This is a genomic window from Piscinibacter gummiphilus (genome assembly GCF_032681285.1).
Classification (GTDB): domain Bacteria; phylum Pseudomonadota; class Gammaproteobacteria; order Burkholderiales; family Burkholderiaceae_C; genus Rhizobacter; species Rhizobacter gummiphilus_A.
The window spans coordinates 2,198,201-2,218,247 of the sequence record NZ_CP136336.1 but is presented as its reverse complement, the minus strand read 5'-3'; the positions used below and the strand labels follow the sequence as shown (position 1 = coordinate 2,218,247).

Annotated in this window: 19 protein-coding genes; 7 read left to right on the top strand and 12 right to left on the bottom strand. The window is 68.0% G+C overall.

Translation table 11 applies throughout. From position 1 onward, the window contains the following. The first annotated feature begins 62 nt into the window (after nucleotides 1–62). Complete coding sequence (locus RXV79_RS10440; protein WP_316703366.1) at nucleotides 63–1,319, top strand: glycerophosphodiester phosphodiesterase; 1,257 nt, start codon at nucleotides 63–65, stop codon at nucleotides 1,317–1,319. Nucleotides 1,320–1,499: 180 nt separating this feature from the next. Here the strand turns inward: RXV79_RS10440 and RXV79_RS10435 are convergent, their stop codons facing one another. Further along, the gene (locus RXV79_RS10435; protein WP_413816695.1) at nucleotides 1,500–2,156 is read right to left on the bottom strand and encodes an acetyltransferase domain-containing protein; all 657 of its coding nucleotides are present in this window, start codon (nucleotides 2,154–2,156) and stop codon (nucleotides 1,500–1,502) included. 65 nt (nucleotides 2,157–2,221) lie between these two features. Beyond that, nucleotides 2,222–4,168 carry a protein-disulfide reductase DsbD gene (dsbD, locus tag RXV79_RS10430; RefSeq protein ID WP_316703364.1) on the bottom strand — a complete coding sequence of 649 codons (1,947 nt, stop codon included), beginning with the start codon at nucleotides 4,166–4,168 and terminating at the stop codon, nucleotides 2,222–2,224. Nucleotides 4,169–4,325: 157 nt separating this feature from the next. Between dsbD and RXV79_RS10425 the strand changes: the two genes are divergently transcribed. Next, complete coding sequence (locus RXV79_RS10425) at nucleotides 4,326–4,760, top strand: cupin domain-containing protein (protein WP_316703363.1); 435 nt, start codon at nucleotides 4,326–4,328, stop codon at nucleotides 4,758–4,760. Between the two features lie 27 nt (nucleotides 4,761–4,787). Here RXV79_RS10425 and RXV79_RS10420 read toward each other — a convergent pair whose 3' ends face one another. Further along, nucleotides 4,788–5,537 carry a glutathione S-transferase family protein gene (locus RXV79_RS10420; RefSeq protein ID WP_316703362.1) on the bottom strand — a complete coding sequence of 250 codons (750 nt, stop codon included), beginning with the start codon at nucleotides 5,535–5,537 and terminating at the stop codon, nucleotides 4,788–4,790. A gap of 139 nt (nucleotides 5,538–5,676) precedes the next feature. Between RXV79_RS10420 and RXV79_RS10415 the strand changes: the two genes are divergently transcribed. Then, on the top strand, nucleotides 5,677–6,915 hold the full coding sequence (locus RXV79_RS10415) for a polyhydroxyalkanoate depolymerase (RefSeq protein WP_316703361.1): 1,239 nt from the start codon (nucleotides 5,677–5,679) through the stop codon (nucleotides 6,913–6,915). A 6-nt stretch (nucleotides 6,916–6,921) separates the two neighbouring features. Here the strand turns inward: RXV79_RS10415 and RXV79_RS10410 are convergent, their stop codons facing one another. Genes RXV79_RS10410 through RXV79_RS10395 form a run of 4 tightly spaced genes read right to left on the bottom strand, consistent with a single transcriptional unit; the run spans nucleotide 6,922 to nucleotide 10,288 of the window. Beyond that, nucleotides 6,922–7,929: a TRAP transporter substrate-binding protein gene (locus RXV79_RS10410; RefSeq protein ID WP_316703359.1), complete on the bottom strand. Its 1,008-nt coding sequence runs from the start codon at nucleotides 7,927–7,929 to the stop codon at nucleotides 6,922–6,924. A gap of 43 nt (nucleotides 7,930–7,972) precedes the next feature. Further along, nucleotides 7,973–9,262, bottom strand: a complete 1,290-nt coding sequence (locus RXV79_RS10405; protein ID WP_316703358.1) for a TRAP transporter large permease — start codon at nucleotides 9,260–9,262, stop codon at nucleotides 7,973–7,975. Nucleotides 9,263–9,281: 19 nt separating this feature from the next. Continuing rightward, complete coding sequence (locus RXV79_RS10400) at nucleotides 9,282–9,785, bottom strand: TRAP transporter small permease subunit (RefSeq protein WP_316703357.1); 504 nt, start codon at nucleotides 9,783–9,785, stop codon at nucleotides 9,282–9,284. Beyond that, entirely contained in the window at nucleotides 9,782–10,288 is a 507-nt protein-coding gene (locus RXV79_RS10395) for a gluconokinase (protein WP_316703356.1), read from the bottom strand. The genes RXV79_RS10400 and RXV79_RS10395 overlap by 4 nt, the downstream gene beginning before the upstream one ends. A gap of 191 nt (nucleotides 10,289–10,479) precedes the next feature. Between RXV79_RS10395 and RXV79_RS10390 the strand changes: the two genes are divergently transcribed. Continuing rightward, nucleotides 10,480–11,502, top strand: a complete 1,023-nt coding sequence (locus RXV79_RS10390; RefSeq protein WP_316703355.1) for an HTH-type transcriptional regulator GntR — start codon at nucleotides 10,480–10,482, stop codon at nucleotides 11,500–11,502. 13 nt (nucleotides 11,503–11,515) lie between these two features. Here RXV79_RS10390 and RXV79_RS10385 read toward each other — a convergent pair whose 3' ends face one another. The 4 genes from RXV79_RS10385 to RXV79_RS10370 all read right to left on the bottom strand — a co-directional run bounded on the left by RXV79_RS10385 (nucleotide 11,516) and on the right by RXV79_RS10370 (nucleotide 16,276). Then, nucleotides 11,516–12,541 carry an aldo/keto reductase gene (locus RXV79_RS10385; protein WP_316703354.1) on the bottom strand — a complete coding sequence of 342 codons (1,026 nt, stop codon included), beginning with the start codon at nucleotides 12,539–12,541 and terminating at the stop codon, nucleotides 11,516–11,518. 55 nt (nucleotides 12,542–12,596) lie between these two features. Then, on the bottom strand, nucleotides 12,597–14,546 hold the full coding sequence (locus tag RXV79_RS10380) for a methyl-accepting chemotaxis protein (RefSeq protein ID WP_316703353.1): 1,950 nt from the start codon (nucleotides 14,544–14,546) through the stop codon (nucleotides 12,597–12,599). A 135-nt stretch (nucleotides 14,547–14,681) separates the two neighbouring features. Continuing rightward, nucleotides 14,682–15,779 carry a chorismate synthase gene (gene aroC, locus RXV79_RS10375; protein WP_316703352.1) on the bottom strand — a complete coding sequence of 366 codons (1,098 nt, stop codon included), beginning with the start codon at nucleotides 15,777–15,779 and terminating at the stop codon, nucleotides 14,682–14,684. Between the two features lie 32 nt (nucleotides 15,780–15,811). Beyond that, entirely contained in the window at nucleotides 15,812–16,276 is a 465-nt protein-coding gene (locus RXV79_RS10370; RefSeq protein ID WP_316703351.1) for a CBS domain-containing protein, read from the bottom strand. Nucleotides 16,277–16,360: 84 nt separating this feature from the next. Between RXV79_RS10370 and RXV79_RS10365 the strand changes: the two genes are divergently transcribed. From RXV79_RS10365 to RXV79_RS10355, 3 genes are read left to right on the top strand one after another with little or no spacing between them, the layout of a single operon-like run. After that, nucleotides 16,361–17,662, top strand: coding sequence for an O-acetylhomoserine aminocarboxypropyltransferase (locus tag RXV79_RS10365; protein ID WP_316703350.1), 1,302 nt, complete (start codon nucleotides 16,361–16,363; stop codon nucleotides 17,660–17,662). Then, nucleotides 17,659–18,477 carry an alpha/beta fold hydrolase gene (locus RXV79_RS10360; protein ID WP_316703349.1) on the top strand — a complete coding sequence of 273 codons (819 nt, stop codon included), beginning with the start codon at nucleotides 17,659–17,661 and terminating at the stop codon, nucleotides 18,475–18,477. The genes RXV79_RS10365 and RXV79_RS10360 overlap by 4 nt, the downstream gene beginning before the upstream one ends. Continuing rightward, complete coding sequence (locus RXV79_RS10355) at nucleotides 18,474–18,797, top strand: Mpo1-like protein (RefSeq protein WP_316703347.1); 324 nt, start codon at nucleotides 18,474–18,476, stop codon at nucleotides 18,795–18,797. The genes RXV79_RS10360 and RXV79_RS10355 overlap by 4 nt, the downstream gene beginning before the upstream one ends. Nucleotides 18,798–18,806: 9 nt before the next feature. Here the strand turns inward: RXV79_RS10355 and RXV79_RS10350 are convergent, their stop codons facing one another. Continuing rightward, entirely contained in the window at nucleotides 18,807–20,042 is a 1,236-nt protein-coding gene (locus RXV79_RS10350; RefSeq protein WP_316703346.1) for a YihY family inner membrane protein, read from the bottom strand. Between the last annotated feature and the right edge of the window lie 5 nt (nucleotides 20,043–20,047).

The window sequence follows — 20,047 nt, the reverse complement described above, 5'->3', positions numbered from 1 at the left end:
ATGGCGGTGTCATCGCGCAGCCCTAAGGTGCGCCGGCTTCCACATCACGAGGAGAACTGGCAATGCGGATCCTGAACGAGCTGTCCCTGAACAAACTGCCGATGGCACTGGCCGTGCTGGCCGCCTGTGCCGGCTGCGCGGTGCCTGCCGCGGCCGAGCCGCAAGGCCGGCATGCGCAGCGAGCCACTCCGGCCCCGCTGGTCATCGGCCACCGCGGCGGGGCCAACGGCTACCTGCCCGAGCACACGCTCGAGGCCTATGCCCTCGGCATCGAGCTTGGCGCCGACTACGTGGAGCCCGACCTCGTGGCCACGAAAGACGGCCACCTGATCGCCCGCCACGAGCCCAATCTCATTGCCACGACGAACGTGAGCACCCTGCCGCAGTTCGCCAACCGCAGGCGCAAGGCTGTCGTCGACGGTGCAGAGGAGGAAGGGTTCTTCGCCAGCGACTTCACCCTCGCCGAGATCAAGCAGCTGCGGGCGGTGCAGTCGTTCGGCGACCGAGACCAGAGCTTCAACGGCAAGTTCGAAATCCCCACGCTGCCGGAGATCATCGAATTCGTGAAGCGCAAGTCGCGCGAGAAAGACCGCCAGATCGGCATCTACCCCGAGACCAAGCACCCCACCTACCACCAGAAGCTCGGCCTGCCGCTGGAAGACCGCCTGCTGGCCGCACTCACCCGCGCCGGCTGGAACCACCGCAGCGCGCCGGTGTTTATCCAGAGTTTCGAGACGGCCAACCTCAAGTACCTGCGCTCGCGCACCAGCGTGCGCCTGGTGCAGCTGGTGGACGCGAACGACGTGAATGCCGACGGCTCGCTCGACTTCACGCCGCCCTACGACCGCCCGTACGACTGGACGGTGGCGGGCCGGGCCGGCCTCTTCCGCGACCTGCTCACCCCGCAAGGCCTGGCCGAGGTGCGCAGCTATGCCGACGGCATCGGCCCCTGGAAAACCTACCTCATCAGCAGCGCGTGCATCACCGTTCGCAACGGCGCGTGTGCCGATGTCAACGGCGACGGCGTGGTCGACGAGCGCGACCGCCGCCTGCTGCCGGCCACCGACGTCGTGGCCAATGCCCACAAGCTGGCGCTGGTGGTGCACCCCTACACCTTCCGCAACGAGCCCAAGCGCCTGGCAAGCAACTACCAGGGCAACCCGGTCAACGAGTACCTGGCGTTCTACGAGCTGGGCGTCGACGGCCTCTTCAGCGACTTCGCCGACACCGCCTACGCGGCTCGCGCGATGTACCTGCTGAAGAACGACTCCGACTACGCGCGCTGCCTGGTCAACGAGCGGCGCTGCGAGCGGAACTGACGGAACGCGGCTTGCTGCGCAGGGGCATGGCCCACACACCGATGCCCCCCGCCCCGCCGCCGCCTCGGCGGCCTTCGTCGGCACCCGCGCCCGTCGACATCGCCGAGGAATCCGTCGCCGGTGAAGAAGACCCTGGGGCGGCGCTCGAGTCGCTGGTCGACCCGAAGGCCGATCCGCCGATCAGCGAACCAGTGCCACCACCCCCATCAGCAGGCCGATGAGCACCGGCTGGTGGACCATGTAGAAGCTGAGCGACCAGCGCCCGAGCACCGCCAGCGGCGAGAGCCGCTGCGGCAGCGCGCCCGAGAGCCAGTGGCGCTTGTGCCTGAGCACCCATTGGCCCGAGGCCAGGCCCCACCACATCACGCCGATCCAGGGCAGCACCGGCGCGTAGTCTTCGGTGATGGGCTTGTGCGTGACGAGGCCCACCCAGTTGGTGAGCCGCGTGTCGAAGAACGGGTGTTGCACCAAGTGCGGCAAGAGCACCGCCACCAGACCCATGGGCCACAGCCACACGCCCGCATTCGCGGTGAGCCGGCAGAGGATCAGCATCACCGCAAACCCGTGCAGCACGCCGAAGCTGATGTAGCTCTTCGGGAACATCAGGTACGAGCCCGCGGTGACGAGCAGCGCGCACCCCGCCACCTGCGCCCAGCGCCGCCAGAAGCGCGGCCAGCTCTGGCCCTGCTCCCATGCGATGGCCTGGCCGAGGCCCGAGACGAAGACGAAGAGCGTCACGATCACCGAACGCTGCACCGTCCAGAACGGGTCGCGGTAGAAGTTCTCGTGGATGAACTTGAAGTAGTTGAGGTCGAAGCAGAAGTGGAAGACCGCCATCCACAGGATGGCGACCGCACGCAGCGCGTCGAGCCGGTCGAAGCGCTGGCTGGCGGGCGTCGCGCTCACTTCAGGCCGACCTGCGGGCCGCTGAGCGGCTTGGCCGAAGCCAGCACCCGGTCGAGGTGGGTGCCGAACTGACGGGCGTCCTGGTAGCCGATCACACGCGATCCGGGCAGCTCGTTGCCGGCCGGCGCGAAGAAGATCAGCGCAGGCGGCCCGAAGAGCGTGTAGCGCTTGAGCAGCGCCCGGTCGTCGTCGTTGTTGGCGGTGACGTCGGCGCGCAGGAGCGTCATGCCGGCCATGCGCTTGGCCACGGCCTCATCGGTGAAGGTGAACTTCTCCAGCTCCTTGCAGGCCACGCACCAGTCGGCATAGAAGTCGAGCATCACCGGCTTGGTGGAGGCGCGCACGGCGGCGTCGAGCTCGGCCAGGCTGCGCACGGTCTGGAACTGCACCTCGGCCGCGGCCGGCTGCGCCCCGCGCCCCAGGTGCGCGAGGGGGCGCGTGAGTTCACGCCCGCCGGTCGCCGCGCCCACCACCTGGGCCACGGCAAAGAGGCCGAGCAACAGGCCGGCGCCCTTGGCGATCTTGCGCAGTGCCGTGGCAGGCCTGGGCAGCGTGGTGAAGGCGCCCAGGCAACCGGCGGCCACCACCAGCACCCCCGCCGTGAGCAGCATGCCGGCCCAGGTGGGAAGCACCGGCGCCACCATCCACACGGCCACGGCCAGCAGCATCACGCCGAAGACGAGCTTCACGTAGGTCATCCAGGCGCCGGCCCTGGGCAGCAGCGCCCCGGCCGACAAGCCCACGAGCAGCAGCGGCACGCTCATGCCCACCGCCATCGAGAAGAGCGCGGTGGCACCCAGCAGCACGTCGCGTGTCTGGCTGATGTAGACGAGCGCCCCGGCCAGCGGCGCGGCCACGCAGGGGCCGACGATCAACGCCGACAAGCCGCCCATCGCGAGCACGCTCAGGTGCTGGCCGCCCTTGAAACGCTGCGAGAAATGGTTGAGCCGGTTCTGCAGCGCCAGCGGCATCTGCAACTCGTAGAAGCCGAACATCGAGAGCGACAGCACCGCCAGCAGCAGCGCAAAGGCGCCCAGCACCCACACGTTCTGCAGGGCCTGGCCCAGCCCTTCGCCGGCCAGCGCCGAGGCCACGCCGAAGAGCGTGTAGACGAAGGCCATGCCCAGCGAATACGCCACGGCCAGCGAGAAGCCCCGAGCCTTCGACACGGGTTGCCCCTGCCCGACGATGATCGACGAGAGGATGGGCAGCATCGGCAGGACGCAGGGCGTGAACGACAGGCCCAGACCCAGCAGCAGGAAGAGCCCGACCACGAGCGCAGTGCTGCCCGATTGCAGGGCGCGGCCCACCGGCTCGGTGGGCTCGGCGGTGGTGCTGGCAGGCGCCGCCACATCTGGCACGGCGGCGGTGGCGGTTTGTGCCGGCGCCGGGCCGGTGAGCGCGGAGGTCACGGCGCTCGTGCTGCCGCCGGGCGTCCAGGCCGCGGCCTGGGCTTCGTTGAGGTAGGTGAAGCGCGGTGCGCCCCCGGCGCCCTGCCCCGGTTCGACCTTGAAGCCGCGCTTCTGGGGCGAGTAGCACAGGCCCTTGTCGGCGCAGCCTTGCAGTCCGACGGAAAGCTTGAAGGGGGTGGCCGGCATCTGCGCCAGCGCGACCGTCATGGTGACCGTGTCGCGGTAGGTCTCCACGTCTTTCTGGAAGGTCTCGTCGTACTTGACCTTGCCGGGCGGCAATTTCGCCTCGGTGACCTGCACGCTGGCCGGCTGGGCTTCCGCGTTCATGCGCTCGCGGTAGAGGTAGTAGCCGGGGGCGATGTCGAAGCGCACCTCCACGTGCGTGGCATCGAGCGCGCGGGCCGAGAGGCGGAACGCCACCTCGGGGTCGAGAAACTCGTCGGCGGCCAGCGCGCCCGTGGCCAGCACCAGGCTGGCCAGCGCCCCGGTGGCCAGGCGCAGTGCGCCCTTGAAATGTGCCCAGGTACTCATGGTTCGCATTCTCCGACAGCGCGGGCGGCAAAGCGTTCCCAGGCGAAACAGCCCTTCGATGCCTTTTTCCGGCTTTTCTGCGCCTGTTTCACGCCAAGTCGGGGCGGAACGCTTCATGCATGCCGATGGCGCGTCGCAGCAAACCAGGAGAGCGGAGATGTTGGACAAGGTGTTGGAAGCGCGCCAGACCCAGTTTTCACACGTGAAACCGGGCGACACCGAATGGCGGGGCGAGGGGCTTCGCGACTTCTTTCTCTACCGCGACCTCGGCGTGGCCGAGGCCACGCATGGAAAGGTCATCGCCCACCTCGTGAAGGCCAACATGGCACCCGAAAAGGGCACCGGCTGGCACCGCCATGAAGCGGAGTTCCAGATCGTCATCATGATCAAGGGCTGGGCGCGCTTCATGTACGGGAATAAGGAAACGCTCGTCTCGGCCGGCGACTGCGTGCACCAGCGGCCTGGCATCGTCCACTACCTCTTCGACTACTCGCCCGACATGGAGTACCTGGAGATCGTGAGCCCGGCGGACTTCAAGACCATCGACGTCGAAGGCCCCTGCGAAGTGCCCCCCTTCACCCCCTGGAAGTGAAAGAGGCGGCCCAGCCGCCTCTTTCACTCAAAAATCCATGTCGAGCTCTTCGATGTCGTCAGGCTCGGCCTTGGCGGCGGCGACCCATTCCTTCATCTCCGGCATCGCCATGATGGTCTGGCAGTAGACGATGCAGCTCTTGGGCAGCTTCACGTCATAGGTGAGGAACCGGGTGCACACCGGCGCGTACATCGCATCGGCCATCGTGCGCTGCTTGCCGAAAAGGAAGGGGCCGCCGTAGGTGGCGAGGCACTCGGTCCAGATCTCGACGATGCGGTCGATGTCGGGCTGGGCGCCGGCCCAGATCTTGTAGCCCGGGTGACGGGCCTTGAGGTTCATCGGCAAGGACGAACGCAGGTTCGAGAAGCCTGAGTTCATCTCGCCGCTCACCGAGCGGCAATGCGCGCGGGCGATGCGGTCGCTCGGCATGAGGCCGGCGTCGGGCTTGATCTCGTCGAGGTACTGCGCAATGGCGAGCGTGTTCCACACCTTGGCGCCCTCGTGCGTGAGGCAGGGCACGCGGATCGACGGGGCGAGCAGCAGCAGCTCCTTGCGCGCGTCGGCATCGTCGGGCGGGACCATCACCTCCTCGAAGTCGAGCCCGGCGAATTTGGCGAGCAACCAGCCGCGCAGCGACCACGACGAATAGTTCTTGCTCGACAGGCTCAGCGTGGCCGCCGGCTTCTTCGCCGCCTTGGGCGCAGGCTTGCCGGCGGGCTTGGCGGCCGGCTTCGCGGACGTCTTCTTCGGGGCGGGCTTGGCGGCAACGGTGGCCATGAGGCGTGTCTCCCGTGGTTGTGGGCTGGCCAACGATCTGCAAGGCATGTGCCAAACCGGCACCCCAACGCGGTGCTCGTGTGTTGGCGCGCAAGTTGCAGAAGCACACGCACATCGAACAGCGCGAGAGGAGACGCCCATGTACGAGGCCTACCAAGCCCATGCCGACTTGATGTGGCCGCTGCGCACCTTCGCCCGGAGCACCCTGCCCTGGCTGCGCGACAAGAGCCTGGGCCTGGATGCAGTCGACTCCAACCGCAAGTTCGCCGCGATGCTCGAAGTCATCAAGCTCGGCGAGATCACGCACCATCGGCCGCCCTTCGACCTCGACCGCGTGCTCGTCAAGGGCGAGCCGGTCGGCGTGACGGAAGAAGCGACCCACGTCACCCCCTTCGGCACGCTGCTGCACTTCAAGAAAGCACTGCCGGCCGGCACGCCGGCGCAGCCGCGGGTGCTGATCGTCGCGCCGATGTCGGGCCATTTCGCCACGCTGCTGCGCGACACGGTCGAGACCATGCTGCCCGACCACGACGTCTACATCACCGACTGGCACAACGCGCGCGACGTGCCCTTGATGCACGGACGCTTCGGCCTCGACGAGTACACCGAGCACCTGATGGACTTCCTGCGCGTGCTCGGCCCCGGCGCGCACCTGATGGCGATCTGCCAACCCTGCGTGTCGGCGCTGAGTGCGGTGGCGCTGATGTCGGAAGACGGCGACCCGGCCACGCCCGCGAGCCTCACGCTGATGGCCGGCCCCATCGACTGCCGCATCAGCCCGACCGAGGTGAACAAGCTCGCGATGACCAAGGGCATCGAGTGGTTCGAACACAACCTCGTGAGCCGCGTGCCCTGGCGCTTCAAGGGCGGCGGGAGGCGCGTGTACCCGGGCTTCATGCAGCTCACGGCGTTCATGGCGATGAACAAGGAGCGGCACATGGAGGCATTCAAGACCTACTACGCCAACCTGGCGCACCCCGATCCCGACGAAGAGACGATCCAGGCGGCCGAACACACCCGCAAGTTCTACGAGGAGTACTTCGCGGTGGCCGATTTGCCGGCGGAGTTCTACCTGGAGACGGTGAGCCTCGTCTTCCAGGAATACGCGCTGCCGCAGGGGCAACTGAAGTTTCGCGGGCGCACGATCGATCCGTCAAAGATTCGCCGCACGGCGCTGCTGACGGTGGAAGGCGAGCGCGACGACATCTGCGCCACGGGGCAGACGCTCGCCGCGCAAGACCTCTGCACCAACCTGCGGCCGTACATGCGGACGCACTACGTGCAGGCCGGCGTGGGGCACTACGGGGTATTCAGCGGGCGCCGCTGGAGAAGCCAGATCTATCCGGTCGTGAGAGACGTGATCCACGTCTCTCAGTGAACGACCTCATTTCTTGCGCAGCTTCCCCAGCTCAGCCTGGGTCTCGTTCCACAGGTCCTGGCCCACGTTGGCCGCGATCGAGCTGTTGATCGCCCCCAGCTTCTCGCGCATGCGCGCGGCTTCGGACGCCGGCAGTTCGTTGATCTGCATGCCCTTGCCCTTCAAGTCGGCGAGCGCCTTGGCGGCTTCGTCGCGCGTGTCCTTGCGTTCGAAGTCGCGACTCTTCACGGCGGCGTCTTGCAGCACCTTCTTCTCGGCGGGCGAGAGCTGGTCCCAGAACTTCTTGCTCACCGTGACGATCCACGGGCTGTAGACGTGGTTGGTGACGGTCAGGTACTTCTGCACCTCGTAGAACTTGCTGGAGAGGATGGTGTTGTACGGGTTCTCCTGGCCGTCGACCGCCTTGGTCTCCAGCGCGCTGAAGAGTTCGCTGAACGGCAGCGGGATCGCGTTGGCGCCGAGCGTCTTGAAGCTGTCGAGGAAGACGTTGTTCTGCATCACGCGCAGCTTGATGCCGTCGAGGTCTTCGAGCTTGGCGACCGCACGCTTGTTGTTGGTGAGGTTGCGAAAGCCGTTTTCCCAGTAGACGAGGCCGACCAGGCCCTTCTCTTCGAGCTTGGCCTTGACCTTGGTGCCCACCGGGCCGTCGAGCACGGCGTCGGCCTCTTGCGCGTTGTTGAAGAGGAACGGCGTGTCCCACAGCGCCATTTCCTTGGTGATGCCCACGAGCGTGGCGGTCGAGCCGACCATCATCTCCTGCGCGCCGCCGATCAGCGCCTGCTGCATCTGCACGTCGGTGCCCAGGCTCGCGGCGCCGAAGGCACGCACCTTCATCTTGCCGCCCGAGAGTTTCTCGACCTCGTCGACGAAGACCTTGGTGGCGCGGCCCTGGTTTGACTGTTCATTGAGGCCGTAGCCGAAGCGGATGAGGCGGGGCTTGATGTCCTGGGCGAAGGCAGGGGCGACGCTGGCCACGGCGAGCGCGGCGAGCAGGGTGCGGCGGAAGAGCTTCATGGTTTGTCTCCTGGTGTGAGCGTGAGAACGAGAGCGAGCGTGGTCACCGCATCCACTTGACGGGCGCGATGACGATCTGGGGAAACACGACGAACAAGGTGAGGATCGCGAGGTAGACGGTGAGGAAGGGGTTCACCCCCTTGATGACCTGGTCGAGCCGAAGCCGGCCCACGCCGGCCACCACGTTGAGCACCGTGCCCACCGGCGGCGTGATGAGGCCGATGGCGCCGTTGAGCACGAACATCAGGCCGAAGTACACCGGGTCGATGCCGGCCTTGGCCGCGATGGGCAGCATGACCGGCGCGAAGATGAGGATGGTGGGCGTGAGGTCGAGCGCCGTGCCGATCAACACCAGCACGATCATCATCACCGCCATCAGCACGCGCGGGTGCTCCACCAGCGGGCCCAGCCAGGCGGTGAGCGTGGCCGGCAGGTCGGCCAGCGTCACCATGTAGCTCGTGACCTGCGCCCCGGCGCAGAGAAACATCACGATGGCCGTCGTCTTGGCCGCGCGCACCAGCACGCCGTGGAACTGCGGCAGCGTCATCTCGCGGTGCACGAAGAAGGCGATGACCATCGCGTAGAACGCCGCCACCACCGCCGCTTCCGTGGGCGTGAAGACGCCCGTCTTCATGCCGCCGATGATGATGAGCGGCATCAGCAGGGCCCAGAACGCCTTGACGGTGATCTTCACGCGCTGGCCCATCGGCACGGGCGGGTTCTCGACGAGCGTCATGCCGCGCACCTGCAGCTTCCACGCGATCACGAGGCCCACGCCCATGATGAGCCCGGGCACGATGCCCGAGAGGAAGAGCGAGGAGATCGAGGTGTTGGTCGTGACGCCGTAGATCACGAACGGCATCGACGGCGGAATGATGGGCGCGATGATCCCGCCCGAGGCGATGAGGCCGGCGGAGGTGGCCATCGGGTAGCCGTGCGCCCGCATCATCGGCAGCAGGATGGTCGCGAGCGCCGCGGTGTCGGCCAGGGCCGAGCCGCTCATGCTCGCCATGAGGATGGCCGCGCCGATGGTCACGAAGCCCAGGCCGCCGCGGATGTGGCCGACCCAGGCCTGCGCCATGTCGATGATGCGGCGGCTGATGCCGCCCGCGTTCATCAGCTCGCCGGCGAGGATGAAGAACGGCACGGCGAGCAGCGGGAAGCTGTCGATGCCGGCCACCAGGTTCTGCGCGAAGAGCTGGGTGTCGAAGAAGCCGAGCACCCAGGCCATCGAGGCCCCGGTGAGCACGAGTGCAAAGGCCATCGGCACGCCGATGCCCATGAAGCCGAGCATGGCGACGATGAAGATGACGGCGACGAGGCCTTGGTCCATGGTGTGTTCCCCTCGCCTCTTACTCGACGTCGACTTCGTGGCCGAAGTCGATCGGCTTGCCACGCACCAGGTCGACGAGCGCCATCACCCCGATGGCCGCCGCACACAGCAGCGCGGGCAGCGGCAGCAGCGCCGAGGGGTAACCGAGCACCACACTCTTGCTGTCCATGCCCACCACCACCTGCTGCCAGGCGCCCCAGCCCACCAACACGCAGGTGCCGACCACCAGCGCGTGGATCACCCGCGTCAGCACCTTCAGCGCCAGAGGCTTTGCCTGCAGAGGCCGCAGCAGGCTCGTGAACGCCATGTGCTCACCCAGCGGGTAGGCCGCGGTGGCGCCGATGAAGACCATCCACACGAAGAGCAGGCGCGAGAGTTCTTCGCTGGCGGCGATGCCGCTGCCGAAGCCGTAGCGCAGCACCACGTTGACGAAGACGGCCAGGGCCATCACGGCCAAGGCGAGCGCCATCGCCATCTCGGCCAGGCGTTGCGCACCGTTGCGCGGGGCATCGTGTCGGGTCATGGGTTGCTCCTCAGCCACTCGGCCACACGGTCGGCCAGCTCGTCGCGCGGCAGCAGCGCATCGATGCACAGCACGCCGGGCTCCCCGTGCGGCGCCTCCAGCGTGGCGAACTGGCTGTCGACCAGGCTCGGCGGAAAGAGATGCTCGCCCGCCCGCGCTGCCACGCGCTGCAGGGCATGGGGCTTGTCGATCTCGAGGTACACGAAGCGCAGGCCCGCGTTGCGGCTGCGCAGCAGATCGCGGTAGCTGCGCTTGAGCGCCGAGCAGGTGAGCGCCGCCGACTGGCCGCGCCGCTGCTGGTCGGCCAGCAGCCCACCGAGGATGGCGAGCCACTCGGCGCGGTCGCTGTCGGTGAGCGCAATGCCCTGGCGCATCTTGGCCTTGCTCGCCTCCAGGTGGTAGTCGTCGCCTTCGATCAGCGGCCAGCCCATGCGCTGCGCCACGGCCTGGCCTGCGCTCGATTTGCCGCAACCGGCCACACCCATGAAGACGACGGAAGACATTGGATAGCGCTATCTCGTTGATGCCGAAAAACGGCCCTTGCATGCGGCCGCCGTTCCTTTCGCTGCGTCAGCCTCTCTCAGGGAAACCCACCAGGGCTTGGCCTTGCTGCACTGCGTTGGACAGCGCTATCCTAGGCCCCACCCCATTGATCGTCATGCGGGCTAACCCGTAGCTTCCTGTCAACACTCCCATGTCCTCTTCCCGCCGTCCCCGTGCCACCGGCCGGGTGACCCTCGGAGACGTCGCCGCCGCGGCGGGCGTCAGCCCGATCACCGTCTCACGCGCGTTGCGCGGCGAGCGCAGCGTGGCCGCCGAACTCGTGGCCCGCGTGCAATCCGCCGCGCAGCAGCTCGGTTACGTGCCCGACCCCGCGGCCCGTGCGTTGGCCTCGGCCCGCAGCTCCCACGTGGCCGTGCTGATCCCCCTGCTGACCAACACCCTCTTCGTCGACCTGCTCGAAGCCGTGCACCGCACGCTGCTGCCGGCCGGCTTCCAGACGCTCATCGGCGTCACGCACTACGACCCGCAGGAAGAAGAGCAGCTCCTGCGCAGCTACATGGCGCACCGCCCCGCCGGCCTGCTCGTCACCGGCTTCGACCGCACCGAAGCGAGCCGCCAGCTCATCGCGGCGAGCGGCGTGCCCTGCGTGCACGTGATGGAAACGACGCAAGCGCCCGGCGTGCACAGCGTGGGGTTCTCGCAGACCGACGCGGGGCACGCCATCACCGCCCACCTGCTCGCACGCGGCCGCAAGCGCATCGCCTTCGTCGCCGCGCAGCTCGACCCGCGCGTGATGCAGCGTGCCGAGGGCTACCGCCGCTGCCTGCGCGAGGCCGGCCTCTACGACCCGAAGCTCGAGCTGCTCAACCCCGAGCGCTCGTCGATGGCGCTCGGCGGCCAGCTCTTCGAAGAGGTGCTGAAGACTAGGCCGGATGTCGACGCCATGTTCTTCTGCAACGACGACCTGGCCCAGGGCGGCCTGCTCGCCGCGCTGCGCATGGGCGTGAAGGTGCCCGAGCGCGTGGCCGTGGCCGGCTTCAACGACCTGGCGGGCAGCGACCAGATGCTGCCGCCACTCACCACCGTGCACACGCCCCGTACCGAGATCGGCGAAGAGGCGGCGCGCATGCTGCTCGCGTTGATGCGGCGCGAGCCGGTGGCGCAGGCGTCGATCGACGTGGGCTACCAGCTGATGCAGCGGCAGAGCACCTGAAGGTGCCCGTCGGTCAGGCGTGCCCGAGGATCGGGTGCGGCTCGTAGCCCTGGCCGAGCTGCTTGAGGTCCTCGGCCGACAGGTGCAGCTCCACCGCCGCCGCCGCATCGTCGAACTGCGGCAGCTTGCTCGCGCCGATGATGGGCGCGCTGACGCCCGGCTGGTGCAGCAGCCAGGCGTAGGCGAGCGTCGCCGCGCTCACGCCGCGCTGCGTGGCCATGGCCTTCAGGCGGTCGACGGTCGCGAAATCGCTGTCGCGGTAATAGAGGTGCTGGGCCAGGTCGTCGGTCTTCGCGCGTTCCGTGGCGCCGCTCGTCTTGTCGTCGCGCGCCCGGTTGCCGGCGAGGAAGCCTCTGGCCAGCGGGCTCCACGGGATCACGGCCACGCCCTGGTCGCGGCAGAGCGGGAGCATTTCGCGCTCTTCCTCGCGGTAGGCGAGGTTGTAGTGGTTCTGCATGCTGACGAAGCGCGTCCAACCGTTCTCCTTGGCCACCTGCTGCGCCTTGGCGAACTGCCACGCCCACATGGAGCTCGCGCCGATGTATCGCGCCTTGCCGGCCTTCACCACGTCGTGCAGCGCTTCCATCGTCTCTTCGATGGGCGTGTGCGGGTCCCAGCGGTGGATCTGGTAGAGGTCGACGTAGTCGGTGTTGAGGCGCTTCAGGCTCGCATCGATGGCGTGGAAGATGCGCTTACGGCTCAGGCCGTGCGTGTTGAGCGGCACGCGCTGGGCCGAGGTGTGGGTGCCGAACTTGGTCTCCATCGACACGGGGAAGAAGACCTTGGTGGCGATGACGATCTCGTCGCGCTTGCAGAACTCGCCGAGCAGCTTGGCCGTGAGCACCTCGCTCTCGCCGGCGGAATAGGTGTCGGCGGTGTCGAAGAAGTTGATGCCGAGTTCGACGGCCTTCTTGACCAGCGGGCGGCTGGCGGCTTCGTCCAGCACCCAGGGTCGCCACTCGGGCGTGCCGTAGGTCATCATGCCCAGGCACAGGCGCGAGACCTGAAGGCCGGTCGATCCGAGGCGGGTGTATTTCATCGGGGCGCTCCTTTCTCAGAAGCGCCGAGCCTAACGCAGCCGCTTGAACCCCGCGCTACGGCAGGCGGAACCTCGCCACTTCGGCGGCGAGGTCGGTGGCCTGGTCCTTCAGCGACGACGCCGCGGCGGCTGTCTGCTCGACGAGCGCGGCATTCTGCTGCGTCATGCGATCGAGCTCCTGAACGGCGGCGCCCACCTGCGTGACGCCGGCACTTTCTTCCTTGGCCGCCGTCGAGATCTCGTGCAGCAGGTCGCTGATGCGGCGCGCGCTGCCGAGCAGCTCGTCCATCGTGGCGCCGGCGCCCTGCACCACGCGCGTGCCGGTGTCGACGCGCTCCACGCTGGCGGAGATGAGGCTCTTGATCTCTTTCGCCGCCTGCGCGCTGCGCTGCGCGAGGCTGCGCACCTCGCTCGCCACCACCGCGAAGCCGCGGCCCTGCTCGCCCGCACGGGCGGCTTCCACCGCCGCATTGAGCGCGAGGATGTTGGTCTGGAAGGCGATGCCGTCGATCACGCCGATGATGTCGGAAATCTTCGCCGACGAGGCATGGATCTCCTGCATGGTGCTCACCACCTGGCCGATCACCTCGCCGCTGCGCTGCGCCACGCCCGAGTTGGTGACGGCCACGCTGGCCGCTTCATGGGCGTTGTCGGCGGTGTGCTTGATCGTCGAGGAAATCTGCTCCATCGACGCCGCGCTCTCTTCCAGGTTGGACGCGGTCTGCTCGGTGCGCGACGACAGGTCCATCGCCGCGGAGGCGATCTCGCCGCTCGCCTGCACGAGTTGATCCGAGGAGCCGCGCACGCGCGACACGATGGCGCGCAGCGAGTGCTGCATCTCCGCCAGCGTGACCATCAGGTGCGCCTGCTCGTCGCGGCCCCAGGGCTGCGGGTGGGTGGTGAGGTCGCCGGACGTCATGGCTTCGAGATGCTTCTGCACTTCGCGCAACCCGCCCTGCGTGACCAGGAAGAAGCTGTAGAAAAGGTACGCCCCAGCCGCGAGCGCCACGGCCACGATCGCGGTCGTCACATCGCGGACCAGGGCCATGCCGGCCACGCGCTTGGCAATGAGGCGGTCGAGATCGTCGAGCAGGCGGGTCGAGAACTCGACCTGCGAATCGATCACCTTGGAGGCGGCCTGCACGAACGCGGCCTTGTCGCCCTTGACCGCATCGCCGAAGAACGACGCACGCGACAGCTCGATGAACGCACGCAGGTCCTTCGTCGGCGTTTCGGCTTTCAGCGTGGCGGCGAGTTCGGCGGTTGCGCCGGTGCTCTTGGCCAGCCCGATCCTGGTCTGCTCTTCGTGGAACTCGACCAGCGGCACTCGATCGGCCAGCACCCGCATCGCGGCCGGCGTGGCCCCCGATTCCAGCACCGGTATACCGGCGGCCTGCACGCGGGCGACCAACTCGATGAGCTGCGGCACCCGGGTGGTCGACAGGTCCATGAGGTAGTAGGTGTCGAGGTCGGGGTCGAGGATGAGGTTGGAGCCGTCGGTGGCCTGGCCGAGCACGTCGAGCACGGCCGTCACGAACTGGGTGCGGGCGTTGAAGGCTGCCTCGTCGGCCTTGCCGGCGCTGGCCAGCGTTGCCTTGTGCGCCTCGACGAGCTTGGCGTAGAGCGGAGCCGTGCCCAACTCGGCGCCCAGGCGCTGCTCGACCGCGGCCACCTGCTTGAGCTGTGCCTCGAGCTTGGTCGCGATCTCTGCAGCGCCCGGCGTGCCCGCTGCGGCACGCTGCTGCACGCCCAGCTTGAGCGCCGGCATCAGCTCGCGGATGTACTCGATGCCCAGGCGCTCCTTGGCGGAGAAGCCGATCGACGCCGCCTTGTCGTTGTAGAAGCTCCACCCCAACGCCACGATGGGCACGAGGAACATCACCGACACCATCGCCGCCTTGGCCCTGAACTGCAGGCGCCGGAACAGGCGCACGCCCGGGGCCCAGGCCCCGTGGAACCGAAAGAAACCGTCCGTGTGATCCTGCACACCCGACTTCGTGCTCATGGCATTCCCCGATGCTTTGGCAGGCTGACCCCTGCCCTCGCCTCTGTGGCGGCTCAGGACGGGTTTCGGCGAGCGCGGCGGGAAACTTGAGCGCGAGGGCGGCCCAGGTGTGGCGTTGTGCCGGTTGGGCGGCGCTCAGGCCTGACCGGGGATAGGGCCGGGCTCCACGCGCACGTCACCGCACTGGGCGCGGTGGCGCAGGGCGTGGTCCATCAGCACCAGCGCGAGCAGCGCCTCGGCGATGGGCGTGGCGCGGATGCCGACGCAGGGGTCGTGGCGGCCGAAGGTCTCGACCGTCGCCGGCTGGCCCTGCAGGTCGATCGACTGGCGCGGCGAGCGGATCGAGCTCGTGGGCTTGATGGCGATGGAGACAGTGATGTCCTGGCCGGTGGAGATGCCGCCCAGCACGCCGCCGGCGTTGTTGCTGCGAAAGCCCTCGGGCGAGAGCTCGTCGCCATGCACCGTGCCGCGCTGCGCGATGCTCGCGAAGCCGGCACCGATCTCGACACCCTTCACCGCGTTCAAGCCCATCATCGCGTGGGCGATGTCGGCATCGAGTCGGTCGTAGAGCGGCTCGCCCAGACCCGCGGGCACGTTGCGCGCTGCCACGTCGATGCGGGCGCCGCAGCTGTCGCCAGCCTTGCGCAACTCGTCCATGTAGGCCTCGAGGCGCGGGATGTCGGTGGCGTTGGCGGCGAAGAAGGGGTTGTTCGGGATGTGCTCGAGCGACTCGAAGGGCACCGCGATCTCTCCCAGCTGCGTCATGTGACCGACGAAGGTGGTGCCGAATTTCTGCTGCAGCCACTTGCGGGCCACCGCACCGGCCGCAACGGTGGGCGCCGTGAGGCGCGCCGAAGAGCGGCCGCCACCGCGCGGGTCGCGGATGCCGTACTTGTGCCAGTAGGTGTAGTCGGCATGCCCCGGGCGGAAGGTCTGCAGGATGTTGCCGTAGTCCTTGCTGCGCTGGTCGGTGTTGCGGATCAGGAGCGCGATCGGCGTGCCGGTGGTCTTGCCTTCGTACACGCCCGAAAGGATCTCGACCGCATCGGCCTCGTTGCGTTGCGTGACGTGGCGCGAGGTGCCAGGGCGGCGGCGGTCGAGTTCGGGCTGGATGTCGGCTTCCGACAGTTCCATGCCCGGGGGGCAGCCGTCGATCACGCAGCCGATGGCCGGGCCGTGGGATTCACCGAAGTTGGTGACGCGAAAAAGTGTGCCGAAGGTGCTGCCGCTCATGGGCGGCGATTATCCCTCGCGAGCGAAGCCGCTCAGAGCCGGGCCTGGGGCTGGGCGTCTTCGGCCGCCGGCCAGTCGCGGATGTAGGCCTTGAGCATGCGGTTCTCGAAGTCCTGGCTGTCGACCACCGCCTTGGCCACGTCGTAGAAGGAGATCACGCCCATCAGGGTGCGCTGGCTCACCACCGGCATGTACCGCGCATGGCGCTCGAGCATCATGCGGCGCACTTCGTCGATCTCGGTCTCGGGGGTGCAGGTGAGCGGGTGGTCGTCCATCACACCACGCACGGTGCTGTTGCCCACCGTGCCGCCATTGCCCACCACGGCGAGGATCACTTCGCGGAAGGTCAGCATGCCCACGAGGTCGCCATGGTCCATGACCACCAGCGACCCGATGTCGAACTCGGCCATGGTCCTGGCCGCATCGCCCAGAGGTTGATCGGGCGAAACCGTGTACAGGGTGCCGCCCTTGACACGCAGGATGTCCGAGACTTTCATAGGTATCTCCCGTGGCAGGTGTCGGGCCAATATAGCCCACAATGCCCGGGCGCAACACCCTCGATTTCTGCCAGGGGAATCCCCATGCCCGGCTCTTCCGACCCCGGTTTCGACACGCTGTCGCTGCACGCCGGAGCAGCGCCCGACCCGGCCACCGGCGCGCGCGCCTTGCCGATCTACCTGAGCACGAGCTTCGTCTTCGAGAGCAGCGACCACGCCGCCGCGCTCTTCAACATGGAGCGCTCGGGGCACGTCTACAGCCGCATCTCCAACCCCACCACGGCGGTGTTCGAGGAGCGTGTGGCCGCGCTCGAAGGCGGTGTGGGCGCCATCGCCACCGCGAGCGGCCAAGCCGCACTGCACCTCGCGATTGCGACACTCGCGGGTGCGGGCTCGCACATCGTGTCGAGCAGCGCGCTCTACGGCGGCTCGCACAACCTGCTGCACTACACGCTGGCGCGCTTCGGCATCGAGACCACCTTCGTCAAGCCCGGCGACCTCGATGGGTGGCGTGCCGCGATCCGGCCCAACACCAAGCTGCTCTTCGGCGAGACGCTCGGCAACCCCGGTCTCGACGTGCTCGACATCCCGAGCGTGAGCGACATCGCGCACGAGCAGGGGCTGCCGCTGCTGGTCGACTCGACCCTCACTTCGCCCTACCTCATCAAGCCCTTCGACCATGGGGCCGACCTGCTCTACCACTCGGCCACCAAGTTCCTGAGCGGCCACGGCACGGTGGTGGGCGGCGTGCTGGTGGACAGCGGGCGCTTCGACTGGTCGGCCTCCGGCCGCTTTCCCGAACTCGCCGCGCCTTACGCGGGCTTCCACAACATGGTGTTCGCCGAGGAAAGCACGGTTGGCGCCTTCCTGCTGCGCGCGCGCCGCGAAGGCCTGCGGGACTTCGGCGCCTGCATGAGCCCGCACACCGCGTGGCTGATCCTGCAAGGCATCGAGACCTTGTCGCTGCGCATGGAGCGGCATGTGGCAAATGCGCGCAAGGTGGTGGCGTTTCTCGCCGCACACCCGATGGTCGCGCGTGTGGGCTACCCCGAGCTGCCCGAACACCCCGACCATGCGCTGGCGAAGAAGCTGCTGCCGCGCGGCTGCGGCTCGGTGTTCAGCTTCGACCTCAAGGGAAATCGCGCGCAGGGCAAAGCCTTCATCGAGGCACTGAAGGTGTTCTCGCACCTCGCCAATGTGGGCGACTGCCGCTCGCTCGTCATCCACCCGGCGTCGACCACGCACTTCCGCATGGACGACGCGGCGCTCGCGCAGGCCGGCATCACGCAGGGAACGATCCGCTTGTCGATCGGGCTGGAAGACGCCGACGACCTGATCGACGACCTCTCGCGCGCGCTCAAGGCCGCGCAGAAGGCGGGCGCATGAAGCTCGGCGTGCAAGGCCGCGAGGCCTACGCGTACACCGGAGGCAAGACCTTCGATGCGGCGCTGCCGGTGGTCGTCTTCATCCACGGGGCGATGCACGACCACAGCGTGTGGGGCTTGCAGTCGCGCTCGCTGGCGCACCACGGCCATGCCGTGCTCGCAGTCGATCTGCCGGGCCACGGCCGCAGCGAAGGGCCGGCGCTCGCCAGCGTGGAAGCGGCGGCGCAGTGGGTCGTGGCGCTGCTGCAGGCAGCCGGCGTCGAGCGCGCCGCACTGGTCGGCCACAGCATGGGATCGCTGATCGCGCTCGAAGCGGCGGCGCAGCTCGGTGCCCGCGCCACGCACCTGCTGATGGTGGGGACGGCGTTTCCGATGAAGGTGTCGCCAGCACTGATCGCCACGGCGGAAGAAACACCGCTGAAGGCCATCGACATGGTCAACGCGTTTTCACATTCGACGCTCGCAGCCAAGCCGTCGTCGCCGGCCCCCGGCTTCTGGCTGCATGGCGGCAACCGGGCGCTGATGCGGCGCCTGCAGGCAGCCTACGCGGCTCAAGGCCACGGCAACCTCTTCCACCAGGACTTCCTGGCCTGCGACCGGTACGCGCGCGGCCTGGACGCAGCGGCTCAGGTGCAGTGCCCCACGCGCATGATCCTCGGCTCGGCCGACCAAATGACGCCGCCCAAAGCGGCCGACGCGCTAGCCTCGGCGCTGAAGGCCGACAGGCTGGTCCTGCCCGCAGGACATTCCCTGATGGGAGAAGCCCCCGACGGGGTGTTGAATGGCATCAGTTCATTCCTCAGCCGTACACCATGAACCCCGCCGCCCTGGACCCGAAGTCGCTCAAGAGCTTCGACGAGTTCTACCCGTTCTACCTGAGCGAGCACAGCAACCGGATCTGCCGCCGCCTGCACTTCGCGGGCTCCACGCTGGCCCTGCTCTGCCTGGCCGCAGCGATCACGCTCGCCGCGCCGCTGTTCATCCTGCTGGGCCTGCTGTGCGGCTATGGCTTCGCCTGGCTCGGGCACTTCGGCTTCGAGAAGAACAAACCGGCCTCGTTCAAGCGCCCGCTCTGGAGCTTCATGGGCGACTGGGTGATGTACCGCGACATCTGGCTCGGCCGCATCCCGCTCTGAGCTACCGGTTCAGGCCTGGAGCACGTCCTTCAGCTTGAGCTCCGAAAACCGCGCGTGGTCCCAGAAGGCCCGCACGGCGGGGGCCGGGTCGAGCAGCACCTGTTCCAGCAGCGGCTTGGCTGGCGTGGCCTCGGGGTCGCACAGCAGCACGTAGCGCGCACTGCCGGCCTCGTCGAGCCGGCCCACCCAGTCGATGGCCACCAGCGTGTCGAGCAGGGGCTCGATCTGCAGCGGGTCGGTGCGCAGGCGGGCCGACAGCTGCGCCGCGCTCAGCCCATGCGTGCTGAGCTGGCGCGCGAGTAGCAGTTCCTGCAGCATGCCCACGGCCAGCAGGAAGCGGAAGCCGGGCACCGACGGCCTGCGCACGACCCGCATCTGCAGGCTGGGTGCATAGGCCGCGATCACCGCGCCCAGCAGCACGATCACCCACGCGAGGTAGATCCAGATCAGCAGGATGGGCACGGTGGCAAACGCCCCGTACACCGTGCGATAGGTCGGCACGCTCGCGAGATAGAAGGCCAGCCCGCGCTTGGCCACCTCGAACGCCACCGCCACGAAGATGCCGCCGGCCAGCGCGTGCCGCCATTGCACGTGGGTGTTGGGCACGTAGTGGAAGAGGCTTGCCATGCCGGCCGCGAGCAAGGCGAACTGCAAGGTGTTGAGCACCACGCTCACCACGCCCGGCACATCGCTCACCAGGCCCTTGCTGGCCGAGATGAAATACGAGGTGATCGACAGGCTGACGCCCAATGCGAGCGGGCCCAGCGTGACGGCGGCCCAATACACCAGCACACGCTGCGTCATGGGGCGCGACTTGCGCACGCGCCAGATGGCGTTGAGCGTGCGGTCGATGGTGAGCATGAGCGCGAGCGCCGTGAGCACGAGCACGATCAGGCCAAAAGTGCCCAGGCGGTTGGCCTGGCTTGCGAACTGCGTGAGCGCGCCCAGCACCGGGCGGGCGATCGTGTCGGGCACCAGCGCCTGCAGGAAGTACTTCTGCAGCGACACCTGGAACTGGCTGAACATCGGGAACGCGGTGAAGAGCGCCAGCATCACCGTGACCAGCGGCACCAGCGAAATCAGCGTGGTGAAGGTGAGGCTACCTGCCGTCAGGCCCAGGCGGTCTTCGCGAAAACGATGGCGCAGCGTGCGCAGGGTGTCGAGCCACGGCCAGTGCTGCAGCGTCTCGAGCAGCTCGCTCGCACGGGCTCGCAAGCTTTGCTTGAAGACGGTCGGGACATTCATTTGCG

Bases quoted from the DNA above. Each gene is read 5' to 3' on its own strand.
- RXV79_RS10420 (WP_316703362.1), bottom strand. From the start codon at position 5,537: ATGGCCACCGTTGCCGCCAAGCCCGCCCCGAAGAAGACGTCCGCGAAG.
- RXV79_RS10385 (WP_316703354.1), bottom strand. From the start codon at position 12,541: ATGAAATACACCCGCCTCGGATCGACCGGCCTTCAGGTCTCGCGCCTG.
- RXV79_RS10405 (WP_316703358.1), bottom strand. From the start codon at position 9,262: ATGGACCAAGGCCTCGTCGCCGTCATCTTCATCGTCGCCATGCTCGGC.
- RXV79_RS10415 (WP_316703361.1), top strand. From the start codon at position 5,677: ATGTACGAGGCCTACCAAGCCCATGCCGACTTGATGTGGCCGCTGCGC.
- dsbD (WP_316703364.1), bottom strand. From the start codon at position 4,168: ATGAGTACCTGGGCACATTTCAAGGGCGCACTGCGCCTGGCCACCGGG.
- RXV79_RS10380 (WP_316703353.1), bottom strand. From the start codon at position 14,546: ATGAGCACGAAGTCGGGTGTGCAGGATCACACGGACGGTTTCTTTCGG.
- RXV79_RS10355 (WP_316703347.1), top strand. From the start codon at position 18,474: ATGAACCCCGCCGCCCTGGACCCGAAGTCGCTCAAGAGCTTCGACGAG.
- RXV79_RS10435 (WP_413816695.1), bottom strand. From the start codon at position 2,156: ATGGCGGTCTTCCACTTCTGCTTCGACCTCAACTACTTCAAGTTCATC.
- RXV79_RS10365 (WP_316703350.1), top strand. From the start codon at position 16,361: ATGCCCGGCTCTTCCGACCCCGGTTTCGACACGCTGTCGCTGCACGCC.
- RXV79_RS10370 (WP_316703351.1), bottom strand. From the start codon at position 16,276: ATGAAAGTCTCGGACATCCTGCGTGTCAAGGGCGGCACCCTGTACACG.
- RXV79_RS10395 (WP_316703356.1), bottom strand. From the start codon at position 10,288: ATGTCTTCCGTCGTCTTCATGGGTGTGGCCGGTTGCGGCAAATCGAGC.
- RXV79_RS10400 (WP_316703357.1), bottom strand. From the start codon at position 9,785: ATGACCCGACACGATGCCCCGCGCAACGGTGCGCAACGCCTGGCCGAG.
- RXV79_RS10360 (WP_316703349.1), top strand. From the start codon at position 17,659: ATGAAGCTCGGCGTGCAAGGCCGCGAGGCCTACGCGTACACCGGAGGC.
- RXV79_RS10440 (WP_316703366.1), top strand. From the start codon at position 63: ATGCGGATCCTGAACGAGCTGTCCCTGAACAAACTGCCGATGGCACTG.
- aroC (WP_316703352.1), bottom strand. From the start codon at position 15,779: ATGAGCGGCAGCACCTTCGGCACACTTTTTCGCGTCACCAACTTCGGT.
- RXV79_RS10350 (WP_316703346.1), bottom strand. From the start codon at position 20,042: ATGAATGTCCCGACCGTCTTCAAGCAAAGCTTGCGAGCCCGTGCGAGC.
- RXV79_RS10425 (WP_316703363.1), top strand. From the start codon at position 4,326: ATGTTGGACAAGGTGTTGGAAGCGCGCCAGACCCAGTTTTCACACGTG.
- RXV79_RS10390 (WP_316703355.1), top strand. From the start codon at position 10,480: ATGTCCTCTTCCCGCCGTCCCCGTGCCACCGGCCGGGTGACCCTCGGA.
- RXV79_RS10410 (WP_316703359.1), bottom strand. From the start codon at position 7,929: ATGAAGCTCTTCCGCCGCACCCTGCTCGCCGCGCTCGCCGTGGCCAGC.